Here is a 26,362-nt window from a genome sequence, read left to right as displayed (position 1 = left end):
AACGCCTTTTATGTATTTAGAGCGCTTGCCCTCTCATCCCCTCCCGTTCCCGCTGCGATATTCACTAGGGGACATACCCGTGGATTTCTTAAACTGCCGCGAGAAGTACAAGGCATCGTTAAAACCAACAGAGGAAGCGATTTGGTCGATGGTTAACGGGCCGGCGAGCAGCTCCTTCGCTTTTTCGATCCTTACCTTCGTTAAATACTGCTTCGGCGACAGTCCTGTCCGGGCCTTGAAGGCGCTGAACAGATGGGCCCGATGGTACCCTAAATTGCGCGCCAGCTCTTCAATGCCGATTTGCTGCGGATATTGCAGCTGGAACCAACGGATCGCCTGCTCCACCTGCCGGTCGATCATTGCCGGCTCCTTCGCAGCGGAACGAGGCAGGTGTTCCCGGTTCGCAACCCCAAAATGATGAAGCAGCAGCGTCACCCAGCCTGCCGCCTCGAGGCTTTCCAAATGCGGGTGATCGCTTTGGCGGAACGATGATCGCAGGCGAGCGTAAAGCTCCCGTAATTCCTCCGGCTCCCCGGAGCTAACCACCGGTTTATCCGGCGTAATGCCGACATCCGCCAGCTGCCGAAGGACCCCCGGTCCTCTTAACGCAACCCATGCGTAATGCCACGGATCTAGGGAATCCGCCTCGTAAGTGAACAATCCCTCTGGAAAAATGACAAAGGTATCCCCCGTCCGGCAAGAATATTCCTGTCCTCCCCAGGTATACGTCCCCTTCCCTTCAAACACCGTATGCAGCAAAAAATAGTCATGCACGGACGGCCCGATGCGATGGTTCGGGTGCGGCCGCCCTTGTCCGCTAAACAAGACCGTGATGTCCCGCTCCCGGTCATCAGGGTTCATATGGACTTCAAACAAGTCGTGCTCGGGAATCAATCACCACAACCTCCTGAAAGCATAATGGCCTGCTCTCCCTAGCGTAAGGGATGGCAGGCCAAAATACAACATTCCTCCATACTTCCCTTTCATTCCTCCATACCTTTCTTTCAGGTGGAGAGCTATATTGAGGAGGAAAAAGGAGGAGATCTAACATGTCCAAAATTACATTTATCGGGGCTGGAAGTACGGTATTCGCCAAAAACGTGTTAGGCGATTGCATGTTGACTCCCGCGTTGCAGGGCTTCGAGCTGGCTTTGTACGATATCGACCTGCAGCGCCTCAAAGATTCGGAGAACATGCTAAACAATCTGAAGCACAGCAGCGGCAGCACATGCGTCGTGAAAGCCTTCACCGACCGGAAGGAAGCGCTGAGAGGCGCGAAATACGTGATCAACGCCATCCAGGTCGGCGGATACGATCCGTGTACGATTACGGATTTTGAGATTCCGAAGAAATACGGGCTGCGCCAAACGATCGCCGATACAGTGGGGATCGGCGGCATTTTCCGCAACCTGCGGACGATTCCTGTCATGCTGGACTTTGCCGCGGATATCCGTGAAGTTTGCCCGGACGCCTTATTCCTCAACTACACGAACCCGATGGCTGTGCTAACCAACGTCATGAATACGTATGGACAGGTCCGTACCGTTGGTCTCTGCCACAGCGTGCAGGTTTGCGTGCCAGGATTGTTCAGCAGCCTGGGGCTGGACGCTACAGGTGTTCAGGCGAAAATCGCGGGCATCAACCATATGGCTTGGCTGCTCGAAGTTACCCGGGACGGCGTTGACCTCTATCCCGAAATCAAACGCCTTGCGGCACAGAAGCAAAAACAGCCGCATCATGATATGGTTCGGTTCGAATTGATGCTGAAATTTGGATACTACGTTACGGAATCATCCGAGCATAACGCCGAATATCATCCTTACTTCATCAAACGGAACTATCCTGAACTAATCGAACGTTTTCAAATTCCGCTGGATGAATACCCGCGCCGTTGCGTCGAGCAAATCTCGAATTGGGAGCGCATGCGCGAGGAGCTCGTCGGCAACCGGGAACTGACGCATGAGCGCACGCACGAATATGCTTCGTACATCATGGAAGCCATTGAAACCAATGTCCCGTTCAAAATCGGCGGCAACGTCATGAATACGGGGCTGATTCCGAATCTCCCGGCCGAAGCCTGCGTGGAAGTTCCCTGCCTCGTGGATGCCAGCGGCGTAACTCCTACCTATGTTGGAAATCTGCCGCCGCAATGCGCTGCCTTAAACCGGACGAACATCAATACCCAGCTCTTGACGATCGAGGCGGCGATCACCCGCAAGAAGGAGCATATCTACCATGCCGCCATGCTGGATCCCCACACGTCCGCTGAGCTGTCCATCGACGATATTATCGCGATGTGTGATGACTTGATCGAAGCGCATGGGGATTGGCTGCCAACTTATCATTAATGGCGAGCCCCTCATTATTTCACCGACCCGATCATCCCGGCCACAAAATGCTTCTGCATCACGAAGAAAACAATGGCCGTCGGGAGCGTCGAAATGACAATCGCCAGCATGATCAGCCCGTAATCCGGTGAATAGCTGGAACCCAGCGTGGAGATCAGCTGCGGCACCGTCTGCTTCTGAGGTGTTTGCAGCACGATCAGCGGCCACATATAGTTGTTCCAGCTGCTCATAAACGTGATAATCGCCGCTGCCGCATACGTTGTCTTCATCGTAGGCACATAAACGCGGAAGAACATCCCCAGCTCGGATAAACCGTCGATCCGGCCCGCTTCCAGCAGCTCCTTCGGGAACATCTTGGTGCTCTGGCGGAAGAAGAAGATCAGAAACGCTGTCGTCATCGTCGGCAGCACAACCGCGGCCAGCGTGTCGATACCGATCAAGGGCAATAGATTGGTAATTCGGCCGAACATGCGGTAGAGCGGCACCATCAAAGCCGCAAAAGGCAGCATCATCGACAGCAGCAGCACGTTAAATACCATGTCCTTCGCTTTGCTGCGGTAAATCTCGAAGCCATAACCCGCCAGTGAAGCGATCAGCAGGGCGAGCAGCGTCGTGGAGACGGAGACGGCCAGCGAATTCTTAAGCGCATTTAGGATATCAACGGAATCCAGCAGGTTGCGCAGGTTTGCCCCAAAATGGGAGCCCGGCAGCAGCTTGCCCCGGGTGACGTCCACCGACGGGTTTGTCGAGCTCACAATAATCCATAGAAACGGAAAAATCGAGACAAACGCCGCTACGGCAAGGAATACGTACATGGAAATTCGTTTGGCCGCCCTAAGCATCGCGATCACCTGCCACTTTAAACTGGATGATGGATAAGAGAACGATCATCACTACGATGGAATACGACACCGTTGCCGCATACCCGAAATTCGCCGAGTATTTAAACGATAGATTGTAAATGTATTGCGAGATCGTAGAACTGGCATTCCCGGGTCCGCCCTGCGTAATGTTCATCACTTCGTCGAACAGCTGCAGCGTGCCGATCGTCGAGGTGATCGAGGTAAATAAAATAATCGGCTTCAGGAGCGGAATCGTAATTCGGAAAAACTGTGTAACCGCCGACGCCCCGTCGATTTTGGCCGCTTCGTAAATCGTTGGCTCGATATTTTGAATCCCCGACAGGTAAAAAATCATGTTGTATCCGGTCCACCGCCAAGTAATAGCGATAATGATCGTCACCTTCGCCCAGAACGGGACCGGCGGCATCCCGGGCTTCATCGATCGCTTTGAAATAAGCGTATTTTAATCCGTCCAGTTCCTTCGCTTCACAGTGAAGCTCCAAGGTGGCAATGGTGACATGGAAGACAGCGTTCCCCAGGAACGATTTGAATTCAAAAGGCGTTTGCAAGTAACTGCCGGCCGCTTCGGCGGCGAGCTCCCGCAATCTCGCGAATACTTCCTCCGCCTGCCCCCGCTTCAGTCCGGACAGCAGTTCCTTCATGTCGAACGCAGGAAGCGCGCGAGCCGGAGGCAGCTCATCCGCCTGTAGGACGGTTTTCCCCGGAAAATAAAACCGAAAGCCCAGCAGCTTCTGCCAATCATCCCGATACACTTTCCCCAAGTCGCTCAGCTCTGTAAATTCGCCGCCGATAACCCACGTTGTCTCCGGCATTGCCTCCGCCTTGTTCCGCGCGTACTCGCGAATCGCCTCGATCACTTCCTGGCTGTACGCACCGGAAAAATTCAGCAGCATCAGCAACCTTTTGTCCCCGGTAAAAATACTTTGGAACCGCACCGGAACTGACAGTTCGCGTAATCGGCTTTCCAGCCCTGTCGCAAGCCCCTCCACCATGAATGTTCACTTCTGATGACAGCGGTTACATAAAAAGTTGAAACGGCGAAATCCCGCCGCTTCAACGTCACCGCAGGTTCAGCCGATAATTCACGGCGTATTCCGCCTCTAAATAAACAGGATTAAGACCAGCACAACCGCCAGCACGCCGATGGCGTACATCACGCCCAGCCGGAGCCAATTTCGGCCCGTTTGTTGGGTATAACGCGGATTTTCCTCCCGGTTGCTTTGCGATTGCCCGATCCTTATCGTCGCGATCAAACCAAATGCCAAGATTAGAATAATGACTAGAATTAACCACACCATACTGCCACCCTTACCTTCCTATAGGAGTCGTCGTCCCTATTATATAAGACCGGGTCAATGGCGTACTATAGCATCTTCCTTCCTTGCGCTTAATATATTTGAAATCAGGAAGACGCAGGGAGGGTGGAATATGGAACTTAACCAGAATCAAGTCCAGCGCGCGATGTTCTTAGCCGCAGTGTGCAGCCAGACCTATGCGCAATTCAAAAATCCGGACGGTTCATTTGTCCTTCCGCCTCCCTATGCGCTGTACGATACGCTTGAAGCGAAATCTTTGATCGGAGTATGGGAACGCTTCGGATTTATTTGGCATTCGCCGGATGAGATCATCATCGCTTTCCGGGGAACAAGCTCGGCCTCCAATTGGATCGCCGATGCCATCGCAACCCAGCAGAAATTCAAATGGGCCAAGGATGCCGGCAGCACGCACCGGGGATTTACCGGGATTTATGCATCGGCCCGCCGCCAGATTCACTCGGCGCTGCGCTGGCTGCCAGAGGACAAAACGTTATATCTCACCGGTCACAGCCTCGGGGCCGCTTTAGCTACGCTATGTGCCATGGATATCGCCGCCAATACGAACCGGGTTCCCATCCTGTTTACGTTTGGTTCTCCCCGCGTTGGAGACCCGGATTTCGTTCAAGCTTTTACTCAGTACGTCCCGAACAGTTACCGAATTCATAACGAATTTGATGCGGTGACCCACATCCCTCCGACTGTGTTCAAGCTGCCCAAACAAGCGAAAACCTACTACTACCGACATGTCCCCGCCTCTTACCCCTTGTACTTCGCCGATACTTCATTATCTACCAATCATGGGATCGGCAGCTATTTTGCCGAATTGGCTAGGCTTGATCCGGGTTACGCACAATATTTATCCACCGTAAACCCTGCCTTCTGCCCGGAACCCTCCTAAGCGCTGAAAAAAGCCGCTGCCCGGCAACATATGCCCGGCTAGCGGCTTTTGAGTTCAATAAGGTTATTTCCCGCCGGCCGGCAGTTTCATGGAAGGCTGCTTACTAATGATCGACGAGTGAACCATCAACCCTTGTTCGTCATATACGATGAAGCCGCCGCTTCCTTCCGTGTTCACGGTAATCGTCCGCCCGGCCAAGGAAGGCTGAATGTTAAACCATCTTGCCTGGCCGCTCGGTTGAATGGTGATCTTCGATGATTTGCTCATCCAGATGCTGAAGCTCCCGGATTAACGTAAGCAACATTTGCTTGATCTGCTCACGCTGCCGCTCTTCATCATCACAAACCGCCACTCGGAACAATTCGGCCTCACCTCGCTTGGATCGTTGGTCTCCTGCCCGCACTTCTTGAATGATTATCCCTTTCGATCAGAATGCTCACCTTGGTTCTTCTTCCCCTCTGATCCAACGGGATCAGGCTGCAAAAGAACGGACCGAAAGGGGCAGATCCGCTGTTCATGCCTAGTATGCAAAAAAGCTCTTAAATTCTACAGGAGAATTCAAGAGCTTCTTACAGTTGAACGAATGCGGTCGAGAGGACTCGAACCTCCACGGGGGGTTAGCCCACACGGACCTGAACCGTGCGCGTCTGCCAATTCCGCCACGACCGCTTAGTGTTACCTCTCCGCGAAAGCCGTTAAACCATTTTTCGCGGCGACAAGATATAAAATATCATGCACCGCGAAAAGAGTCAAGCCTTTTTTTTCATTTTATTCCACTGTTATGGCATGTAATTCGATTCGGCCCGCCTCCACACTGACGGTCAGCGTGGTATCCGCTGCCTCGCCAAGCACGACGCTGAAGCGGCCGACATCACGGCTTGGAGAAAGCGTCATACGCCCTCTCTCAACCCCATCTTGCTTTAGAGTGATCACCGCATCTTCCCGGCAAATCAACTCCAGCGTCGCCGTGTTGCCCGCTTCGATGCCGCAGAACGAATAGGCGGCAAACTCGCCGTCCGTAAGCTCCAGAGCGAGATTTTGCCAGCCGCAGTCAAACCCAAATTTCTTAGGTTGCGGCTCATCCGAGATCGGCACAATTTTCATGCCCGTTTTGGCCCGGTACTTATAAATGTTCCCTTCCGTGCGGCGTCCGCTGAACGAGATGCCTCTGCCTGGCAGCTCATCATAATCCGTGCCGCGAACCCGGCAGCCCGGCTTGCGGAACACCGCCGCTGTCACCTCTGGACGGGGAGTACAGTTCTCTACCTTAATGTTTTCCAAATAAGCATCAAGAATTTGCCGCGCACGTTCATAACTGGGCCGTGCTCCACCTTCGACATAAGCAAGCAGCTCGTCCCAGCCCTCGGGTTTGTTGACCGAATACGGCGAGTTCGCTCGCTCCATCTTCTTCCACGGCCATAAGTTATAACCGATCCCCAGCGACAAGGCTAGCGGATACATCGCCGCAAACCACTCCAGTTCGTTCTCCCCGGTCTCGCCGAGCCATAGCGGCTGGTCCAACGCCTCGGACAGCGCCAGGAACTCCTCGTACGCTTCTTTGCCGGGTTTGCAGGCGTACCGATGGAAATGGATCACCATATTGGGATCGTAACGTTTATAAAAAACAGCCGTATTCGTCGCCCAATGATGCCCTTCCACTGACAGCAGATGCCGGTCGTCAATCTCCCGAATCGCCGCGATCACTTCCTCATAAAACGCCGCCAGCCGCCGAACGAGAAAATCCTCGTGTTTGCCTTCCATCAGACCGGGACGAACTGGTTCATTTAGCAGGTCGTATCCGCCGACGATCCAGCGATCACGGTACCGCCGGGCCAGCTCTTTCCACAGCTCGATCGCTTTGTTCCAGTTGTCTTCATCGGTGAACAGGCGAGGGAAATCGTCTACCGAGTCGTCAATATTGGCTCCGGTCTGTCCGCCTGGCGCCCCATGCAAATCCAAGAAGGCGTAGAGGCCAAACTCCTCGCACCAATCCAAACAACGGTCGATCAATGCAAATCCGTCCTCTTTCCAGCGAATGCCCGGTTCATCCTCCATCAGCACTCTCCAATTCAAAGGAATGCGGACCGAGTTATATCCCTGCTCCGCCATCCGCCGAATATCTTCGCGGGTCACATAGTTCTCTCGGAAACGCTTCCAGAACTGCTCAGCATAATCCCTTCCGGCCAATTCCTGAATGACGGCCTCAATCCGCCGCGGGCGATCGAACCGGGAGTGATGGGATAACCACATATAACCTTCGCACAAGAGCCAATTGCCCAGTCCCCAGCCCGTCAGCAGGATCTCTTCTCCATCCCCGTTGACGATTTTTGTTCCCTCTGCGCGGAGAAAGCCTTTCACCCGCGAGCGATCCGTTTGTTCGAGCATCGTTCATGTCCTCCCCCTGTAGATCGGTTTGTACGCCAATCATTATAGCACCCTATTCCTGCTTGGGAGGGGAATCCCGATATTTGCGCCATCGACCCGAAAAGTGCACACCTCCTGTCCATACCAAAATCAGATTCTCGCATAAGATGCTAGAAGATTGAAATAAATCTTCGCGGCGTGAAATTGAAGGAGGCTGAACCGTTATGCCAGAGAATGGGGGCAAACAGAAGAAACTAATCATTGAGATTCATTTTAACGATTGGGGAGGAACGCCGGAACGGACAACTCGAAACTGGATTGAGAAAAGGCTGGCTCTGTTCATGACCTACACGCGAAAAAGCTTGCAGCTGCAAACCTCGCAAGATTTTTCCTGCTATGTCATCTACGATCCCGCCTCCGAGCGAATAATCCGGGAAATCCTCGACCGGTACGTACCTCTGCCTAGAAATATTCAGTTTGTGACGCCAAGGGGTTATTATGCCCATGTTTCCGAAGATATCGCAGGCTATGACTGCTACTACCGGGTGTATCTATCGAGCGACGATATGTACCACAAAGATTTCATCCGCAGACTGCACGCTTATACGCCGAAAAAAAATACAGCCGCATTGGTCCCCCAATACGGCTACATTTACGATTCGGTGCAACACCGGCTGGGCAAATTTTTCTTCTGGCTGCCGAGCTACGGCGCGACAATCCATGATGTCGGGAAGTTTCTGCAAGGTCAGCGGCCGAATTTCAGCTGGCGTGACGCGCTAAAGGTGCCCCATGAGTTTATCCATGTCAAAGAACCGATTTGGATCAATCATATCCATGCTTTAAACACAGGAATGTCCTTTGAAAGAGTAAAAACCTGGAAGACTCCCGGCATCAAAGATGCCATGACGATCGAGCCCTGGTCGGACAGCCAGCGTGCCAAAACCTTCTTTGGCCCGGAAATCGTCAGCCCAAGCGAAATCAAACGGGTGTTGTCCAACTTTTTCTAGTGCCGCTCCACTAAGGGTTCCGGCTTGGCGGTCCGCTTCGAGCGGCACGCCGTCAGTTCAACGTCTTCCCCGTTTTCGATATAAAAAGCCGGACCCTCGTGGTTTTCAATCGACACTTGGTTAAATCGTACGTCCCGCACATTTCCCAGGTAGAACCCGCGCCGTGCCGTCTCCTCGATTCCATCCATCATGGCGGGGCGGCCGGGAACCGCGTCCTTCGCCATGGAAATCTCGATTTGGTCGAAGGTGACTTCGGAAATGTACTGCTCCGCCAACCCGTACAAGAAGCCGGCAGCGGCGTGCACCTCGCGCGCCGTGATGTCGGAGAAATGAATCCGCCGGAACTGCGGAGTTTCCTCCGTAACGGGATAAGGATTTTTGTCCCACACGTATTTCTCCTTGCCGCGTGGACCGCAGAAATAATACAGATTCATAATAAACGGACAGATCACGTTTTCCATGACGAGGTTGCTGACGCGGATATCCTCGACGATACCTCCGCGGCCGCGTCGGGACTTGAGCCGGATGCCGCGGTCCGTGTGCTGGAAGACGCAGTTCGAAATCGTCACGTTCCGGATATTTCCGCTCATCTCGCTCCCGATCACCACCCCGCCGTGACCATGAATCATCGTGCAGTTTGTGATCGTAATGTTCTCACAGGGAACCCGCTCCGCCGTTTCTTCGGTGCCTGCCTTGATCGCGATACAATCGTCCCCGACATCGATATGGCAGTTGCTGATTCGCACATTCGAGCACGATTCCGGGTTAATTCCATCCGTATTGGGGGAATCCGCCGGGTTCAGAATCGATACGTTGTCGATCGTCACGTTGTGGCAGCGAATCGGGTTGACCGTCCAGCTGGGCGAGTCGACCAGCGAAACGTCCCTGATCGTCACCCGCCGGCAGCGGTCGAAGCTGATCAGCTTCGGACGCGGATAGTGCAGCTCCTCCGGACGGTTGCGCTGCTTCTCCCACCAGGGCTGGCCGTTCCCGTTGATGCAGCCGCTCCCCGTGACGGTCACATTCTCGAGATCTTCCCCGTAGATACAGGAGGCATGAACCTCCCGTTGCACCCCTTCCCATCTTGACTTTACGACCGGATAATCATCCGGGTTGGTGCTGAAGGACAACACCGCCCCGGGACTTAACCTAAGCTCGATATGGCTCTTCAGGAAAATCGCTCCGGTCACGAACGTCCCGGCCGGCACGACCACCGTGCCTCCTCCGGCTTCGCTTGCCGCCGTAATCGCGGCCGCGATGGCCGCGGTTGCCGGAACCCCGCTGTCCTTCACCGCACCATAATCAACGATATTATATGTGCACATCCGCGGGATCCTCCATTCTGCTGAGGAACATTTCCATTTGGGTGCAGGCCATCACAAACGCGCCAACCCCGTGCAGATCGTTTTTCACTTTCGGGCGCGCAGCGTAATGGTCATAATCCCCGGCCGATGTGCCGATACAGATATCCGGCAGCACCAAACGGCCTTTATCGTCCCATTCCACCACCCGGGTCAGCCCTTCATATCCCCTCAATGCGGCTTGCCCGGCGTCTTCACCGGCAAGGCCCTGCTGCACCGCCTTCGCCAGGGTGTATACGAACAGGCAGGAGCCTGACGTTTCCAGCCAGTTATCCGGCCGATCGCCTTTGTCGACCACCTGATACCAAAGCCCACTCTCCTTGTCCTGATAACGGATCAGCGCATCCACGAAACTCGATAACGCCCCCGCGAGCTCCTCCCGCCCGGGCTCATCTGCCGGCAGCAAATCGAGGAATTGAGACAACGCCAAACCATACCAGCCCAGCGAGCGGCTCCAAAATTCCGGTGAACAGCCGGTTTCCGGATCCGCCCAAAGCATCCGCCGGCTCTCATCCCAGGCATGGTACAGCAAACCCGTCTTGGCATCGCGCATATGTTTGCGCATCAGCTTCTCCTGGTGCAGCACCTCTGCCCGAAGCCCTGCTTCCCCAAACGCATTCGCATATTTCAGCGAAAATACACCGGCCATATAGAGACCATCCAACCACATCTGATAAGGATACTTATCCTTGTGCCAATAACCGCCCTCGCTCGTGCGGTTCAGCGTCAGCAACAGGTAGCGCAGTTTATCGGCTGCTATCCGGTATTTGGCCTTCCCGGTCCGTTCGTATAACGTGAACAGCAGCAATCCGGCCTGCACGGCATCCAGCTCATCGCGAGCGAACATCAAATTGCCCTGCTCATCCACCAGATCATCCACGTATTGTTGAATGTACTTGATGTACTTCTCATCCTGAACGACCTCCCACAGTTGCTCCATGCCGCACAGAAAGACGCCTTGATGATAATGCCAGCGATGGGCGGGAGGGAGAGTTCCCGCATCCGTGTAAATGTCCATCATCGAATCGCATGCCTTCTTCGCCCATTCCAAGGGAGTGTCTGGACGTTGCCTCATCTTTTCCCAGCTCCTTCCGCTTCGTATTTCATCGCCATGGATCATTCAACCTTTCATCGACCCCAGCAAAGCCCCTTTGGCAAAATGCTTCTGCAGATACGGATACACCAGCAGAATCGGCAGAGTGGCAACCACGATGACCGCCATCTTGATCGTCTGATCCGGCGGCGGTACGGTTCCATCCAGCTCAGCGCTGTGGTCCAGCCCGCTCGCGAGCACGACGATTTGCCGCAGCAGCACCTGGATCGGCCATTTGGCGCTGTCGTTCAGATACAAAATCGCCGACATGTACGTATTCCAATACGTAACCGCATAGAAGAGCGAGATCGTAGCGATCGCCGGCATCGACAGCGGCAGCACGATTTTGAACAAGATGCCAAAGTCGTTGCAGCCATCGATCCGCGCGGACTCCTCCAAGCCCTCCGGAATGTTCTGAAAGAAGTTCTTCAGAATGATCATATTAAACGCGCTGATCGAGGAAGGAATGATCAGTGCGGCGTACGTATCGATCATCCCCAGCTCCTTCACAACCAGAAACGTCGGTATCAACCCACCGTTAAACAGCATCGTAAAGACAACCAGAAAATTGATCGTTCTCCGGCCGTCGAGGTCTTTACGGGCCAACCCGTAAGCCATCAGCGCCGTCAGCAGCATGCTGAACAACGTACCGATCAGCGTGACGCCAATCGAGACGCCCATCGCCTTAAAGATCGTATTCGTTGAAAAAATAAACCGATAAGCCTCCAGACTCCACACTTTGGGAATCAGCACGAATTTGTTCGCCGCCAGCTCTGCGTTTGTCGTAAATGAACCGGCCACGACATGGACGAAGGGCAGCACCGTTATCAACGCAATGATGGCCAGCAGCGTAAAATTGATTGCCGCGTAAATACGGCCGCTGACCGATCGGTCCTCCACCATCAGTAAACGCCCTCCTCCCCGAACTTCTTGGATAGTTTATTGACCAGCATGACCAGGATCAGGCCGATGACGGATTTGAAGAACCCAATCGCCGTGCTGTAGCTGTATTGCCCCTGCCGCAGCCCCGCGGTGTACACATACGTGTCGATAATTTCCGCAACCTGCCGGTTCATCGAATTCAGCAGCAGATAGACATGCTCGAAGCCCAAATCCAGCACATGCCCGATTTTTAAAATAAACAGCGTAATGATCACGCCCCGAATCGACGGAAGCGTAATATGCCACACCTGACGCATCCGGCCGGCTCCGTCCATCCGTGCCGCCTCATACAATCCGGGATCGATGGCCGCCATGCCGGCCAGGTAAATGATCGTCCCCCAGCCGGCCTCCCTCCAAATCACCTGAAGGATGTACATCGGTCGGAACCAGTCGGGATTCAACAGGAAGTTGATCTTTTCAAAGCCGAAGTACACCAGCAGCTCGTTAATAATCCCGCCATCCATCGTCACCATCACGTAGGTAATCGACACGATGATGACCCAGGACATAAAATGCGGCAAGTAAACGAATGTCTGGAACAGCCTTTTGAAGAAGTTCCCTCTCAGTTCGTTTAGCATCAACGCCAGGATGATCGGCACCGGGAAATAGATAAACAAGTTGAGCGCAAACAAAATCACCGTGTTTTTCAAAATGACCATAAAGTCCGGTTCCGTAAACAGCCGCTGAAAATGCTCCAATCCTACCCATTCGCTGCCCCGGATGCCGTTATACGGCTTGTAGTTCTGAAAGGAAATGATCAGCCCGTACATCGGCAAATATTTGAAGATGATGAAATACAGCACGCCGGGCAGCAGCATCACATACAGCCATTTATTTCTCCACAGCCGCTTGCGGAGCTGTGCGGCCTTCGCACGTCTTTCGGGCGGTGGAAGCTTTGGCGCGAGTGAACTAGGAGCTGTTGCGTCTCTCATACGAATCTTCCTCTCTTATCTCGCTGCGTTATATTCCTCGATAATCTTCGAGCCGCCCCGGCTCTTCCATTGCTCGATCGCTTTCTCGAAGCCCGCCTTGTCGATTTGACCGTAAATATATTGATATGTGGCGTCCGTAATCAACTGCTGCAGCTCCACGCCCTTCTCCGCGTAGGTTTGCGAATCCAGCGCCGCCGTAGGGTCAGGCACGCCCACCTTGACGTTCTCCTTGATTAATTCTTCCGCATGGATCCGGCCTGGCAGCGTATTGTAGCTTTCGTACATGCCGTTGGTTTCGGGTTCCCCGATGACGCTGTCCTTAAACGGCTTCACTTCGCGCTCGATCAATTCTTTGTTATCCGCAGCCTTGGCTTTGCCTTCTACGACCGTATAGTGCGTGCCTTCAATGCCCCAGTACATCAAATTGGCTACTTCCGGCGTCATCATCTTGTCAAAGAACGCCAAAATCTTCTTGAGCTCCGCTTCATCCTTCACCGCCGATTTCGGGAACAGAATGATATTGTTGTAGCCCGGAATCATCCACTGGGCGAACTTCCCGTCGGGACCGGCTACCATGCTATGCGTGTCGAGTACGGCGTCCGGCACATTTTTGATCAGATCCTTGTTCAGCGAATCGATGTCCTGCATGGACCCGCCGATATAGAGCCCGGCCTTGCCGCTTGTGAACATATTGACGGCATCGGTTTTGCTGGTCGCTGCAAAGTCCTGGTTAATGTAGCCGTTATCCCGCAGCTTCTTAAAGAAATCCATCGTATCGATATATTGCGGGAACATAAACTCCGGCAGCAGCTGGCCGTCCTTCTCGCCCCAGTTGTTTGGCGTACCGAACCAAGCGGATACCGTCTTGAACGCTCCGTAGACCAGCTCGTTCCGGTCAGCGATTCCGATCGTATCCTTTTGGCCATTTCCGTCCGGGTCTTGTTCCGTAAACGCCTTGGCCATTTCAAACAATTCGTCCACATTGGCCGGTGCGGACAAGCCTAACTTATCGGCCCAATCTTTGCGGTAAATGATCCCTTGGCGTGCCAGCGGTCTGCCGATATAGAGGGAGTACAGCTTGCCTTCCACCTTCGTGTTGTTCAGAATTTCCGGCTTTAATTTGTTCAGGTTCGGGAATTCGCTTAAGTACGGGCCGATTTCCCAAAACTGTCCGTCCTTAATCGCTTCTTTCATTTGAATAAACGTGGTTTGGTTTTTGAGGTAGGTGACTTGAGGCAAGGAGCCCGTGGCAAACGCGGTGTTCAGCTTTTCTTCATAGGTGTCCGCCGGGAAAAACTGATAGTTCAGCTTCGTGTTCGTCAGCTTCTCCAGCTCAGCTTTGATCGTATCCGGCGGCGTCTCCGACGTATTTAACGGCAGCATAATCGTAATTTCCGTTGGTTTCTCCGCCTCTGCGGTTGTGTTCCCGCCGTTGTCAGAAGTAGACGCGGCAGGCTCTGTCGCAGCTGAACTGCCGCCTCCCTTATTGTTAGCGCTTCCACAACCGGCCAGCACAACGCTTAACGATAACAGTGCGGTCAGAATGAGGATGAAGGATCGTTTCTTCATAACCTTTGGACCTCCCATGGTTTGGATTGCTTACTCTTCCACGGTATCGTCATGGCGGCAGTACGGAAACAATCATTTCCTCATAACGGCAGCTGCTAAGCGTTGAACCTGAACTAATGATTATCGGCGTGATAGCGCTTCCTCAAATTCGCGAATTACGGCTTGACCGCCGCTTTGCTTCCACCGCTCAACCTCTTGGCGGAAGCCGTGGGCGTCGATGCGCCCCAGGATATAATTGTAGGTGGCATCGCTAATGATCGTGGACAGCTCCGCACTCTTCTCATCATAAGTCGGCGAGCTGAGCCGAACCGTCGGATCGTCCACCAGGAACGCTTCGTTGTCTTTGCTAAGCTGTTCGGCGATTTGAGTCAAATGCTCTTTTTGCGCGACCTCCATCAAATTGGGGTTACTGATATCGGCAATCATCAGCGAATATAACGGATTCACCTCGTTCACCCGCAGCTGCGACGTTTCCTCCGGCAGAATGACCATCCCGTTCTCCGTCCGGTAGTGTCTGCCTTCGAAGCCATATTTCATTAAATTGGCCACATCCCGATCCATGGTCCGGTCGAAAAACCGCAGCGCATCTCTCAGATCCTCCTCCGTTGGAATCATCTTCTTAGAAAATAGATACAGGCCGTTAAAATTCGGAATCGACCATACTTTATAACCGTACGGACCTTTGATCCGGTTCACCAGCGTAAAATCCGCATCCGGGTTGATGGCCCGCGCTTCAATGGCAAGGCGCTGAACGTCGGTCATACTTCCGATCAAAACGCCCGCCTCGCCGCGGATGAACCGATCCCGTTGCACCTCTTTGCTTGTCAGCGGAAAATCCGAGTTAATCAGCTTCTCGTCATACAGCTTTTTCATAAAATTCATCGTATTCAGATATTCATCCGTCATAAATTCCGGAATGACCCGGCCATCCTCGATCTTCCAGTTGTTTGGGGTACCGAAATAAGAGCTGAGCGTCTTAAAAATACCGTACACCAGATCGTTCCGATCCACGACGCCAAGCGTGTCCTGCTTCCCATTGCCATCCGGATCCCCATATGTAAACTGCCGCAGCACTTCATAAAGCTCATCCAGCGTTTTGGGCTCCTCCAAACCAAGTCGCTCCAGCCAATCCTTGCGTAAAATGATCCCTTGCCGTGAGGAAGGTCGTTCGGTATAAAGCCCATATATCTTTCCGTCTACAGCCGCCTGATCTAATATGTCCGGATCCAGTTTGCTCAGGTTCGGAAACTCCGCCAAATACGGCCCAATTTCCCAAAAGACGTCGGAGCGGATCGCATTCTTTACCAGATGATAATCAGAAAATTTCACAAAGCTGACCTTGGCAAGGGAGTTTGTGGTTAACCCCGTCATCATTTTGTCGGTATAGACGCCCTCCGGCACCCATCTAAGATCCAGCCGAACGTCGGTTAACTCCTCGATCTTGGCTACAATCTCCTTTGATGGCGGCTGAGGAAAATGAAGCGGCACCAAAACGGACAAATAAGGCCGATCAGGATCGGATGCCTGGAGTTGCGTGTTCCGGTTCATACACCCGCTTAGCAAGGAAACCAAGAGTACGAGCACGAGTAAGAGTAGCGCAATCGCGGATAATCCGCGGCCCCCGTCTTTTGTTCTAATCATTGGTCAAAGCCCCCCCAAACCGAAGAATAATACAAAATGATTATTGCCTCACGAGATGATTATTGCTATTATTTTACAGACGTCATACACTTGGAAATAACGACTTTTTAACGATAAGGTCAGGTGCTGAGATTGGTGAAACCTTTAAGCTTCTTAAGCAAACTGATGATTTTTACAATCGCCGTAAGTACGCTGCCCGTCCTGTTCATCGGTACGTTCTCCTATCTGACTTCAACCCGGGAAATCCAAAAAAATGTAAACCGAAGCAAAATTGAGCTAATTTCGCAAATTAACTCCAATGTAGAACGGAAGTTAACAACTGTCAACCAAACGTTAAATCAAGTCGTGAACTCGACCGTACTCAAAAGGGCTCTTCAAAACCCGTTAACTGAAAGCGATTTCAAATTATATAACGACCTGCGTAATGAAATCCGAAACATGCAATCCTTCGACACGAGGCTGGAGGACGTCGTTCTGATTAACCTGCAGCAAGACTGGATGGTGAAGAACTCCGGCTTGTACCGGATGAGCGAATATAAGGACCGTGAAGGCCTTGAACGGTTGATGGACACGCCTAATGACACCACCTGGATGTTAACGCCGTCCTCCTGGTTTTACAGCGAGGAGAATGCGGATTCCGCACCTTGCCATTATAGCATTAGCCTGATCAAGAAGCTGCCGGTCTCCAGCTTGCACAAATACGGGCTGGCGTTGGCTAATTTTCCCGCCTGCAGCCTGCAGGACGTTGTGGCGACGGACATCCAGACGGAGGACATCGTCATTGTCGTAGACGAGCGCGGGCAAATCCTGATGCATCCCGATCCGTCGCAGATCGGGCAGCAGCTGGAGGAGACCGGATGGGAAGATACCTCCCTGCTAGCGGACGAGGCCCAGCCCTCCGGGCAGTTTCAGACAAACATCGGCAAGAAGGCCTATGCCGTCACCTACTTGCGCTCCCAGCTGAACGGATGGATGTATCTCTCGGTAACCTCCATCGGCAGCCTGACCCGGGAAGCAGGAAAAATCGGGCTGTTCACCTTCTATGTCTGCCTATTCATGCTGGTGCCGTCGATCGGGCTGGCTTGGTTTGGTTCGCGTCGGATGTACTCGCCGATTGAACGCCTTCTGCATCTGATCGGCCGGCGCAAAACCGATGTCCGCCGGGGGCATGCCGATGAATTTGAGCTCATTGGCGAAGAGTATCATCGTTTGTTCCAGTCCAAATCGCAGCTCGAAACGGAAGTTCGTCAGCATATCCGACAAGTGCGGGCTTTCTCCTTGATTGAAGCGTACCAAGGGCATTACACCAAAAGCCAATTACTGGAGAAGCTTGAACAATACGGCTACCAGGAGCAGATCCACGCTTGGCGAACGATGGCGGTATTCACCTTAGCCCTGGATTTTACGGAGGATTCGGCCTATGCCAAAAAGGATCTCAACCTGCTTCTGTTCGCCGCGCAAAATATCATCGAGGAACTGCTGGATCCCCAAAGCCGGTTCACTCCCGTGATTATGGATCAGACGATCGTGACGTTGATCGGAAGTCCTGAAGAGGGGCCCGATTCGTTTCGCCAAGCCGTTTATGCCTGGACGGAGAAGCTGCAGCACGAAATCCATCAATGCCTGAAGGTCCATGTCAGCATTGGCTTAAGCCTGCCATTCCAGTCTATCGCGAAGCTGCCCATCGCTTACCGCGAAGGGATGGAAGCATTGAAATATCGAATGAAGCTGGGGACCGGGGTCATTATTCAATACGAGAACCTCAACTCCGGCAAGCATGTCCTGAACGTTAATTACCCGACGCATAAGGAAAGCAAGCTGCTAGACGCCATCAAGCTGGCGGAAACGGAGAAAGCCAAGGAAGTGAACGCGCGGTTGTTTAACTCCTTGTTTAGCCAGGAGCTGTCGCCGCAGGAATATCAAATTCCGCTGACCCGCCTGCTGAACAATCTGCTGGTGATGATGCAGGAAGCGGGGATCGCCTTGCACCAGATCCGGCCTGCAGGCAGCGGCTCATTATTTGAAGAGATGCTGGGGCTGCACACCAAAGCGGAAATCGAGGATTGGTTCTGGACGACGGTCATTCAACCGATGATCCGCATCTTTAATAACCGGCAAAACGCCCAATACCAGAACATTTCGGAGAAGATTATCGATTTGATTCACCACGAGTACGACACGGATCTGACCTTGGAGGCTTGCGCCGCCCGTCTTCATTACAACGCGAACTACATCAGCAGCATTTTCCGGAAAGAAACGGGCTACTCCTTCAGCGAATACCTCACGATGTACCGCTTCAAGATGGCCAAAGAATGGCTGCGCAACACGGAAATGCCCGTCAAGGAGATCGCAGCCAAGCTGAGATACAACAACTCGCAGAACTTTATCCGTTCCTTCCGAAAGGTAGAGGGTATGACGCCGGGGCAGTATCGGGAAGCTGAGTCTGCGCATTCGCCGGGGAACATTCGGAAATCGATTTAAAGCCGCGTGTGCAGTGTTCGTTGGCTGGGGGCTTTTGCAGGATTATCCCGTATGATAGAGGGGCGTGCCCCTGAATGGAAACACACTCACTGCAGCGGGATCAAAACATACTCTTCATATCCCGCTTCGGTTTTGGAGCTCACTTTTTGGGAGGCCTTATCCTTCGATTCGATATAAAACTGCATGATCTCAAAAGCAACTTCAACCTGTCCCCGATTTCTTTCCGAAGTTAACTTGCGGACCGCGGGAGACAGCAGTTCAGGACATCCGCTCGTACAGAGGACGGTCAACTCAAGCTCCATTCCATGTGAGGCATTCGCAACGATCATGCCAACAAACTCATTTACCACGATCCCGCTGCCCCCTTGAAACCGCGCCAAAAAATCGGGCAGCTTGTCCACGTTATCGGCTGTCAGCACGAAAACCGCTTTCGGTTCGAGCTGAGCCGCATCCATGATCGTCTTCATCGTGTTCTCGTTCGTGAAGTCGTCCAGTACCAAAAAGCGCCGTTCGCTAGTGGCCGATCGCTCTCTCCATAAAGTGAATGCCTTCCGGTAATCAATCACAACTTTATGAAACAGCGGATCGTCTATAGGGGTGTCGAGCAGCACGATCGGCACCCCAAAGCTAAAGTGGATGGAGATGTCCCGGAATACTTCCTGCTTCACTCCGGCCAACAGCACCCCATCCACCTCCCGCTGCCGGATGATCTCTGGATTGGGTCGCTCAGCGTCCATCCCCAGCACGAGCAGGTGATAACCTGCCTGCTTGCAGAGCGCTTCCATCCGTTCGGCCAACCTGCCGTAATACAGCTGCTTCCATACCCCGTCCCGCTCGCCGCGGCTAAAGAGCAAGGCTACCATGCCGGATTTACCCCGGACAAGCGAACGTGCCGCAAGACTTGGGATATAATTCAGCTTATTCGCGGCTTCCAACACTCGGCAACGCGTTTCTTCCGTAATTTTCTGGTTGTCTACGTTATTTAAAATGTAGCTGACTGTCGCCACCGAAACCTTCGCTTCACGGGCGATGTCTTTCATCGTTGCTTTTTTCACATCTAACACCTCATCGATTCACTAGCACTCTGGTAGGATGACAGCATATCCCTGAAGGCAACTGCTACTGACTTGTCCCGCATAGAATCAGGAAGTTGAATCATCCTCCCATTCCTCCACATTGAAATGCAAACGAACCGGCTCGGAGGTGTCGAAGCGTCGACTCGTTTTTCTGCGCTCATGGCAACCAAAGCCCCGGGATACCTTCACATCAAACGCCAGATCTCTGGGCAGCAAAAAGCTTCCCTGGTAGAAACCGTCCCGAACTTTCGGGATTTCGAACCCCGCATGGATTTGAGCATCCGCCGGGGTAGACGGAGGAACGGTCACGCTGATTTCGACCTGCACGTGATCGGATAATTCCGGAATCACCTCTATGTTTGCCGTTCCTGTAAGGCCGCCGAATTGAACCGCTACGTCGGCCTTCCCTGAGGCTAGCGGAACAATCAAGCCGTTGGATCCCACCGTCAACACTTCCGGACAGTCCACCTTATATTCCGCCGTGAGTAAACTCATTTCGAAGCCCGTGTCATAGGTCACCTTCGGATACAGCCGAACCCGGTATCCTTCTAGCCCGACTTGCCTTCTCCCGGCCAGCCTCAGGCTGCAAGGGCGTCCAATCTCGCCAAACAGATACATCAGCGGACGATGCAACCGTCTTGCCCAATCGGCTTGGGAGTGGCCTGCCGTCTCGTCGAGCAAAAACATCAAATCCTCGCCCGGCGTAAAGCCGCTTTCGATCATTTCATCCACAAACGCCCGTACGTGACGAGGCATGATAAGCCCTTCCGCTCCTCCGATATCGACCCAAACACGCAACGACGGCGGTTTCACCGGGAAGGAATGGTATACTTTTTGTTCGATCAGCGGCTCCTGTTGGTTCGTACCGTCCGTGCATGCGGTGGTGAATAATTCGTACAACTCCCCCTTACAGGTCGTATGGAAAGCTTCCCGAACTCCCGGATGATTGTGAAAATACTCCGAGCCCCGTTGATCCGAAATGGACGAGACGGCTACGATAATCACTTCTTCCATCCGGCCTTCCCGGCTTAACCGCTCCGCCGTTTGATGCATTTCCCACGAATCTCCCTTCGCGTCGGACGCAAACATATGCTGTCCATCCTGCGCATAAAGCACCGGGTACCGACGATTCTTCGACTCCGCATAAGAAGGGGGCAAATAGACGTAAACCTCCCGCGAATTCCCCAAAAGCTTGGAGTGCACGTTGGCAAGTGTGACGATTTTCGCTCCCATCATTCCCGGTCACCCCTTCGATAGACAATTTCAACTTAAACGATTAATCTCTATAACTTATACGTTTAAGTTAAATCGATATTAGGCTAGCTTTTTCGATTTGTCAACGCGATTCCCCACAAAATGAAACAAAAAAAAGCTCCTGATTCACCCTAAAGGCAAATCAAAAGCTCTTCTTCGTTAAAATCAATGCGGTCGAGAGGACTCGAACCTCCACGGGGGGTTAGCCCACACGGACCTGAACCGTGCGCGTCTGCCAATTCCGCCACGACCGCATAATCGGTATCGTACAAAATCATATTTTGCAGCGACAAGATAGATCATACCACGTCCAACCCAAAAAAGTCAATGCCCAACTTTCGGATAAGCCCCCTTGATTAAAAATAATCTATTGGGTTATGATAAGAACATAAGTTCGCATAAAGAGGTGTTGACCTATGGCCGTTCCCGGCATTAAGGAAGAGGAACTCGCGCTGATCAAGAGCGCGTTGCTGCTTGGTTTTTTGCAAAAAGTATTTCAAAGGGACGCCCGAATTCTCGAGCAAAGCGGGCTGCTGAAGAGCCCCGAAGCTTACGTTGAACTCATCCGCAACGGCGAGCGGCGAGCGGCGCTGGTTCTCTCGGAAATCCACGGCAATCTCCGCGAGCGGAACATCGCTATCGAACGCATTCACCAGGATGAGAACGGCATTCAGGCGGAATACCGTTGCCGGGGCTATCGCGGAAAGATGAGGATTTTGTGGGCCGGCCTGCAACAGGAGGTATCCTCCCGGATGCGCGCTTATTTGAACGGAACCGCCCAGGCGGCAGGTTCGTCCCGGAGAGAACGCATGGAAAAAGGGAACCTCAAGGCACATCTCCTTCCTTAAGTTCCCCCTTTTCCCTCATATCTTAATCCACCGGCGAAATTCTAGGCTCTTTCGCAGGCTGATAAATGTAATTGCGGTCCAGCTTCACCACGTTGCGGTTCGGTTTGCGGATTAACACATGCGTGTCGTCCCAAGCTACGACGATTCCCCGCACGTCGTTTTCCGGAAGGCCGTCGCGTACGACGCGTATTTTTTCTCCGGACAGCCGGTATTGGTCCAATAATTCATCCGAGATCATCGGATACCCCACCTCCTGGGAATCATTATACAACAGTTGCAGGTCCCGTCCATCCTTCGCCTTAGGGAAATGCAAGAAAAAGCCCCGCCGGCGAACCAGCGGGACTTCGATCATTTTGAATGCTTTAAGCAGCCGGTGCAGCACCGGACAGTATCAGGTCGCTTTGGACCTTGCGCAGGGGATTATCGCGAAGCGTGCTCCCTGCTGTCATTCGTTTCAAACCAGAAATCAAGCACTTTGGCCGACATGACTCTTTGCTCCAAATACCCTACTTGTTGCGGGCTGAACTGTTCCTTCCAAGGCACATCGAGCTCTTGGCACAGCCCGGCTATCGTTAACAATTGCGACCATGCTACATAGCGTTTGTACCAGAAAAACTGGGGATGTTCAAGCATATAGGGATAAAGGTCATCAAACTCGGTATGTTTGCAATCCAGGGCACGTTCAAAAGTTACCTTCGCTTCGGACAATTTCGAAAGAAAAAACTCCGCGTCTACTGCCAATTCTTTCCCCATTCTTTTAGCCTCCTCTCCCTAGTAATCCTCATTATAGCGAAAAAACGGGGGCCTGCAAAGGATTAACCGTAATTTGGCTGCATTTTCTTCGCCCGTTTGTCCTCAGTCAGCGAACGTGATTTGTCCGCCCTCCAACGATGCGATGCGGGCCAGCGTCTCCAGACGGATCCCCTGCTCCCGAATCGCCTGGGCTCCGGGCTGGAAGCATTTCTCGATGACGATTCCCGCTCCAACCAGTTCCGCCCCGGATCTTTCAATAATTCGGATCAATCCCCGGGCTGCGTCGCCATTCGCGATAATATCGTCAATGAACAGCACCCGGTCGTTCTCCCCAAGAAAATCGCGTGACACCAGAATGTCCGTCACGATTCCTTTCGTAAACGAAGGGACACGCTCGCACAGCATGTCCGGCTCGGCCAGCAGCGTTTTCTTCCGCCGCGCAAATACAAGCGGGACGCCTAACTCATAAGCGGTCGCAAACGCCACCGCGATCCCCGACGACTCCACCGTAATGACGCGGGTAACCCCTTGGTCGCGAAACCGTCTGGCAAATTCCTTGCCCATCTCCATCGTCAGTTGCGGATCCACCTGATGGTTCAGCAGCCCGTCCAACTTCAGCACTTGGTCCGAGACGATGACCCCTTGCTCGACGATCTTTTGTTTTAACAATTCCATATCATTTCCTCCAAAGATCATGATCTATAGCTTCGTCCAACAAGTCAGATTTCGAGTTCATGCGGGAGTGGTGTGCGGCTGGGCGTAACGGAACGTACGGCCCTTATTTGCCCATTTCCCGGCTATTTCCCGCGCTAACGGAACCTAGAGGCCTTATTGGACCATTTTGACGGTCAATCAGCTGAATTTGTCCCAAATAAGGTCAGCTCGTTCCGTTAGAATCTGAATAGTCCCATTCTCCGGCGAATAACGTCTCTCAGTTCCGTTATATTGACGGCGAGCAAACCTGCCGCGCTCGAAAGATGACTTTTTGGACGACCTATAGGTTTTAAGTCATGTCCAGTTCTTGGACAACATACCTTGTACTATATATAGCACAAGAACCGGGGGGAAAACCATGAAAAATGCCGTAAAAGTTCTGCAGATCGCCTTCACCTACATCGGCACCGTCGTTGGCGCCGGTTTCGCGACGGGACAGGAAATTCTCCAGTTTTTCACCCGGTACGGCAAATGGGGCGTATTGACGATCCTGTTGTCCACGCTGCTGTTCGTTTGGCTTGGCACCAAAATGATGCTGCTCGCTCGAAGCATTAAAGCAGCTTCCTATGAAGACCTAAACCGCCGCTTGTTTGGCGAACGGATCGGCAGTGCGCTCAGCATATTTACGTTGATCGTGCTCATCGGTGTCAACAGCGTGATGCTGGCGGGAGCCGGCTCCGTCTTTATGGAACACTTGGGCTTGCATTATCAGACAGGCCTATGGATCACTTTGATTGCTACCTATTTGCTGCTAGGCCGGGGAATCAACGGAGTGCTGCAGTTAAACTCCATCGTGGTGCCGATGATGCTGATCCTCTCGCTCGCGATCATTATAAATACCGCGGGCTCGCCGGGGGCGGCCCGTTTCCTGACGTTGGAGACGGATACTCCGCTGATCGCAGCTTGGGCGTCGCCGCTGATGTATGCAGCCTTTAACCTGTCCATGGCTCAGGCGGTGCTCGTGCCGATCGGCAGCCATACCGAAAGCCGCCGGGTCATTGTCCTGGGCGGCGTTCTCGGCGGGCTGGGCGTTGGCTTTATGTTAATGGCCGGTCATTTTGCCCTGTCGGCTTACATGCCGGGGATCGTACAATACGAAATCCCGATGGGCAACATTGCCCAGCAGTTGGGGACAACCATCCAACTGATCTATGTCCTGCTCATTTTCATGGAAATCTTCAGCACCTTTGTCGCCGACGTGTATGGGGTGACCCTCCAGCTGCAGCAGCGGGTTCAAGTGCCGCCGATGCTGATTTCGGTTACGATTTTGTGTATCTGTTATATCACCAGCCAATTTGGTTTTAGCTCCCTGCTATCGGTGCTATATCCCGTGTTTGGCTTGTTCAGTTTGATCTGGGCGCTGATACTCGGGTTGTATCGGCAAAAAGAAACCCCCCGGGGTTAACCCCGGGGGCTCCAGGCAGCTTTCGCTGCCTAACTTATGTGATGGGTCTACATGTGCACGACCTTCGCTTCCGGCAACAGGTTTTGGACATGCCGAACCACATGCTCATGGCAAGTCATCATAATGAGTTGCTGGCGTTCCGCAACCTTCCGCAGCACCGATATCGCCCCGACTAAGCGGCCTTCGTCAAAGTTAACGAACAGGTCGTCCAGCAGCAACGGCAGCGGCGTTTGACCCGATACCGCTTCGGATAATGCCAGCCGCATCGACAAGTACAGCTGCTCCGCTGTCCCTCGGCTGAGCAGCGCGCTTTCGAGCGGACCCAGCTCCGAATGCTCGGCCATCAGCTCCTGCGTGCCGATTTTCATGACGATGCGGCGATAGGTGCCGCCGGTCATTTCCGCAAAGTATCCCGAGGCGGCTTGCAGCACTGCTGGTTGACGCTCTTCCTCATAAACCCGCCGTGCGCGGCCGATCAGTTCATGGCAAACCGCCATCACCGCATACTGATCGAGACGATCGCGCAAGGCCGCCCGCTGCTCCTCTAACTGCTGCATCAGATCGTCCTGCAAGCAGCAGGCGGCTAAGCTTTCCTGCTCCTGCAGCAAGCGTCCGCGTTGTTCCTGGAGTTGTCCAAGCCAGGCTTCCGCTTGCGCCAACTCCTGCTCCACCGTTTCCAAGCGCTGGCGGAGCTCCGATTCCTCCGTCGTCCGCAGAAGCTGCTCCAACTCCTCCTGCTTGGCGTCGTCAAGTCCCGCGAACAACATCAGCTCCAGTTGCCGAAGCTCCCGCTCCAAAGCCTCCCGCCGTTCTTTCGCAGCACCAAGACGCAGCAACTCTTCGCCGTCTGCAGCGCCCGCTTCGGCGAGCAACGCCTGCTCCGATTCAAGCACTTGCCGCAAGCGGTCGTCTAAGCGCTGTCCTTCCTCCTCCAGCGGTAACAGCTGGGCGGAAAGCTGGTCGTGATGTTTTTTCGCTTCGAGCGCGCCGTCCAGGTGAGATAAGGCTGCTCGCAGAACTGCCGCGGCTTGATCGGAGGTTGCTTGGTCGCCATAAGCCAAGCATTCCTGTTCAAACCGCTCGTTCTCCGCACGGAGCGCGGCCATCTTGGCCGCCAGCCCATCCAAGCGGGCCAGCCAGTCCCGGCCTTGCTCCGCGAGGCGGAACACGTCCGCAGCCGCCTCCGGGGACAGATCGGCAGACAATTTTCGTTCGGTCAGCCATGTCTCCCACTGCCCGGCCAACTCCTCAAAGGCGGCTTCGCGGCGCGCCAGCTCGCGTTCGGCAGCCGCGAGCTCATCCCGGGCGGCGGAGGCCTGGCTCAAGGCGGCCTCCGCCTCGCTCTGGAGCGCGGCGTGGCGCTGATCCCACAGCTGCCACGCCTCCATCAGCCGGCGCAGCTGCCGCTCCTCCTCGTCCCAGTCCACCGGACCGGACGAAGGGGCGGCCCCGCTGCGCGACCGGGAAGCGGCCGCGGCGCTCTGCGGATGGCGGACG

At 53.6% G+C, this 26,362-nt stretch carries 24 protein-coding genes, 2 tRNA genes and 1 pseudogene; 7 read left to right on the top strand and 20 right to left on the bottom strand.

From position 1 onward, the window contains the following. Positions 1-33 precede the first annotated feature (33 nt). Positions 34-894, bottom strand: coding sequence for an AraC family transcriptional regulator (locus tag M3G15_RS14575; protein WP_260071349.1), 861 nt, complete (start codon positions 892-894; stop codon positions 34-36). A gap of 155 nt (positions 895-1,049) precedes the next feature. Here M3G15_RS14575 and melA point away from each other — a divergent pair, with 155 nt between their 5' ends. After that, the gene (gene melA, locus M3G15_RS14570; protein ID WP_260071348.1) at positions 1,050-2,348 is read left to right on the top strand and encodes an alpha-glucosidase/alpha-galactosidase; all 1,299 of its coding nucleotides are present in this window, start codon (positions 1,050-1,052) and stop codon (positions 2,346-2,348) included. A gap of 14 nt (positions 2,349-2,362) precedes the next feature. Here the strand turns inward: melA and M3G15_RS14565 are convergent, their stop codons facing one another. Beyond that, entirely contained in the window at positions 2,363-3,190 is an 828-nt protein-coding gene (locus tag M3G15_RS14565) for a carbohydrate ABC transporter permease (protein WP_260071347.1), read from the bottom strand. Continuing rightward, positions 3,183-3,605: pseudogene (locus M3G15_RS14560) on the bottom strand (carbohydrate ABC transporter permease); the annotation flags it as partial. The gene M3G15_RS14565 and the pseudogene M3G15_RS14560, both read right to left, overlap by 8 nt. 103 nt (positions 3,606-3,708) lie before the next feature. On the opposite strand from M3G15_RS14560, the gene M3G15_RS14555 reads away from it, so the two are divergent. Further along, the gene (locus M3G15_RS14555; protein WP_260071346.1) at positions 3,709-3,900 is read left to right on the top strand and encodes a hypothetical protein; all 192 of its coding nucleotides are present in this window, start codon (positions 3,709-3,711) and stop codon (positions 3,898-3,900) included. A 411-nt stretch (positions 3,901-4,311) separates the two neighbouring features. Here M3G15_RS14555 and M3G15_RS14550 read toward each other — a convergent pair whose 3' ends face one another. Further along, complete coding sequence (locus M3G15_RS14550) at positions 4,312-4,506, bottom strand: hypothetical protein (protein WP_260071345.1); 195 nt, start codon at positions 4,504-4,506, stop codon at positions 4,312-4,314. Positions 4,507-4,639: 133 nt separating this feature from the next. Between M3G15_RS14550 and M3G15_RS14545 the strand changes: the two genes are divergently transcribed. Beyond that, entirely contained in the window at positions 4,640-5,425 is a 786-nt protein-coding gene (locus M3G15_RS14545; protein ID WP_260071344.1) for a lipase family protein, read from the top strand. A gap of 63 nt (positions 5,426-5,488) precedes the next feature. Here the strand turns inward: M3G15_RS14545 and M3G15_RS14540 are convergent, their stop codons facing one another. The 3 genes from M3G15_RS14540 to M3G15_RS14530 all read right to left on the bottom strand — a co-directional run bounded on the left by M3G15_RS14540 (position 5,489) and on the right by M3G15_RS14530 (position 7,810). After that, entirely contained in the window at positions 5,489-5,692 is a 204-nt protein-coding gene (locus M3G15_RS14540) for a hypothetical protein (RefSeq protein WP_009222835.1), read from the bottom strand. A gap of 317 nt (positions 5,693-6,009) precedes the next feature. Beyond that, positions 6,010-6,094 (bottom strand) — tRNA-Leu (locus M3G15_RS14535). Positions 6,095-6,193: 99 nt separating this feature from the next. Then, positions 6,194-7,810, bottom strand: coding sequence for a glycoside hydrolase family 5 protein (locus M3G15_RS14530; protein ID WP_260071343.1), 1,617 nt, complete (start codon positions 7,808-7,810; stop codon positions 6,194-6,196). Positions 7,811-8,013: 203 nt separating this feature from the next. Here M3G15_RS14530 and M3G15_RS14525 point away from each other — a divergent pair, with 203 nt between their 5' ends. Beyond that, positions 8,014-8,796 carry a glycosyltransferase gene (locus tag M3G15_RS14525; RefSeq protein ID WP_009222832.1) on the top strand — a complete coding sequence of 261 codons (783 nt, stop codon included), beginning with the start codon at positions 8,014-8,016 and terminating at the stop codon, positions 8,794-8,796. Here M3G15_RS14525 and M3G15_RS14520 read toward each other — a convergent pair. The 6 genes from M3G15_RS14520 to M3G15_RS14495 all read right to left on the bottom strand — a co-directional run bounded on the left by M3G15_RS14520 (position 8,793) and on the right by M3G15_RS14495 (position 16,334). Beyond that, on the bottom strand, positions 8,793-10,121 hold the full coding sequence (locus M3G15_RS14520) for a glycoside hydrolase family 28 protein (RefSeq protein ID WP_009222831.1): 1,329 nt from the start codon (positions 10,119-10,121) through the stop codon (positions 8,793-8,795). The two genes, M3G15_RS14525 and M3G15_RS14520, sit on opposite strands and share 4 nt — an antisense overlap. Further along, the gene (locus M3G15_RS14515; RefSeq protein ID WP_036643693.1) at positions 10,108-11,232 is read right to left on the bottom strand and encodes a glycoside hydrolase family 88/105 protein; all 1,125 of its coding nucleotides are present in this window, start codon (positions 11,230-11,232) and stop codon (positions 10,108-10,110) included. Before M3G15_RS14515 ends, M3G15_RS14520 begins: the two co-directional genes overlap by 14 nt. Before the next feature lie 45 nt (positions 11,233-11,277). Then, entirely contained in the window at positions 11,278-12,153 is an 876-nt protein-coding gene (locus M3G15_RS14510) for a carbohydrate ABC transporter permease (RefSeq protein ID WP_260071342.1), read from the bottom strand. Beyond that, positions 12,153-13,124, bottom strand: coding sequence for an ABC transporter permease (locus M3G15_RS14505; RefSeq protein WP_009222828.1), 972 nt, complete (start codon positions 13,122-13,124; stop codon positions 12,153-12,155). Before M3G15_RS14505 ends, M3G15_RS14510 begins: the two co-directional genes overlap by 1 nt. Before the next feature lie 15 nt (positions 13,125-13,139). Further along, positions 13,140-14,693 (bottom strand): extracellular solute-binding protein, encoded by a 1,554-nt coding sequence (locus M3G15_RS14500; protein WP_260071341.1) that lies wholly within the window; start codon positions 14,691-14,693, stop codon positions 13,140-13,142. A gap of 120 nt (positions 14,694-14,813) precedes the next feature. Further along, positions 14,814-16,334 carry an extracellular solute-binding protein gene (locus tag M3G15_RS14495; RefSeq protein ID WP_260071340.1) on the bottom strand — a complete coding sequence of 507 codons (1,521 nt, stop codon included), beginning with the start codon at positions 16,332-16,334 and terminating at the stop codon, positions 14,814-14,816. Positions 16,335-16,469: 135 nt separating this feature from the next. Between M3G15_RS14495 and M3G15_RS14490 the strand changes: the two genes are divergently transcribed. After that, positions 16,470-18,815 carry a helix-turn-helix domain-containing protein gene (locus tag M3G15_RS14490; RefSeq protein WP_260071339.1) on the top strand — a complete coding sequence of 782 codons (2,346 nt, stop codon included), beginning with the start codon at positions 16,470-16,472 and terminating at the stop codon, positions 18,813-18,815. Positions 18,816-18,901: 86 nt separating this feature from the next. On the opposite strand, the gene M3G15_RS14485 is transcribed toward M3G15_RS14490, so the two are convergent. The 3 genes from M3G15_RS14485 to M3G15_RS14475 form a co-directional block, all read right to left on the bottom strand. Next, positions 18,902-19,870: a LacI family DNA-binding transcriptional regulator gene (locus M3G15_RS14485; RefSeq protein WP_260071338.1), complete on the bottom strand. Its 969-nt coding sequence runs from the start codon at positions 19,868-19,870 to the stop codon at positions 18,902-18,904. An 87-nt stretch (positions 19,871-19,957) separates the two neighbouring features. Next, on the bottom strand, positions 19,958-21,127 hold the full coding sequence (locus M3G15_RS14480) for an alpha/beta hydrolase-fold protein (protein WP_260071337.1): 1,170 nt from the start codon (positions 21,125-21,127) through the stop codon (positions 19,958-19,960). Between the two features lie 187 nt (positions 21,128-21,314). Then, positions 21,315-21,399 (bottom strand) — tRNA-Leu (locus M3G15_RS14475). A gap of 162 nt (positions 21,400-21,561) precedes the next feature. Between M3G15_RS14475 and M3G15_RS14470 the strand changes: the two genes are divergently transcribed. Next, positions 21,562-21,993, top strand: a complete 432-nt coding sequence (locus tag M3G15_RS14470; protein ID WP_009222822.1) for a YhjD family protein — start codon at positions 21,562-21,564, stop codon at positions 21,991-21,993. Between the two features lie 22 nt (positions 21,994-22,015). Here M3G15_RS14470 and M3G15_RS14465 read toward each other — a convergent pair whose 3' ends face one another. From M3G15_RS14465 to M3G15_RS14455, 3 genes are all read right to left on the bottom strand, one after another. Continuing rightward, a complete protein-coding gene (locus M3G15_RS14465) occupies positions 22,016-22,231 on the bottom strand; it encodes a hypothetical protein (RefSeq protein ID WP_009222821.1) in 216 nt (71 codons plus the stop codon). Positions 22,232-22,413: 182 nt separating this feature from the next. After that, complete coding sequence (locus M3G15_RS14460; RefSeq protein WP_009222820.1) at positions 22,414-22,746, bottom strand: hypothetical protein; 333 nt, start codon at positions 22,744-22,746, stop codon at positions 22,414-22,416. Between the two features lie 102 nt (positions 22,747-22,848). Beyond that, on the bottom strand, positions 22,849-23,421 hold the full coding sequence (locus M3G15_RS14455) for a xanthine phosphoribosyltransferase (protein ID WP_009222819.1): 573 nt from the start codon (positions 23,419-23,421) through the stop codon (positions 22,849-22,851). A 397-nt stretch (positions 23,422-23,818) separates the two neighbouring features. Here M3G15_RS14455 and M3G15_RS14450 point away from each other — a divergent pair, with 397 nt between their 5' ends. Beyond that, a complete protein-coding gene (locus M3G15_RS14450) occupies positions 23,819-24,865 on the top strand; it encodes a YkvI family membrane protein (RefSeq protein WP_260071336.1) in 1,047 nt (348 codons plus the stop codon). Positions 24,866-24,912: 47 nt separating this feature from the next. On the opposite strand, the gene M3G15_RS14445 is transcribed toward M3G15_RS14450, so the two are convergent. Continuing rightward, positions 24,913-26,362, bottom strand: a 1,450-nt coding sequence (locus M3G15_RS14445) for an ATP-binding protein (protein WP_397376629.1), incomplete at its 5' end; no start/stop codon positions are given.

Origin of the sequence: Paenibacillus sp. p3-SID1389 (assembly GCF_025151705.1) — a bacterium.
Lineage (GTDB): Bacteria > Bacillota > Bacilli > Paenibacillales > Paenibacillaceae > Fontibacillus > Fontibacillus phoenicis.
This window is presented reverse-complemented; position numbering and strand designations above follow the sequence as displayed.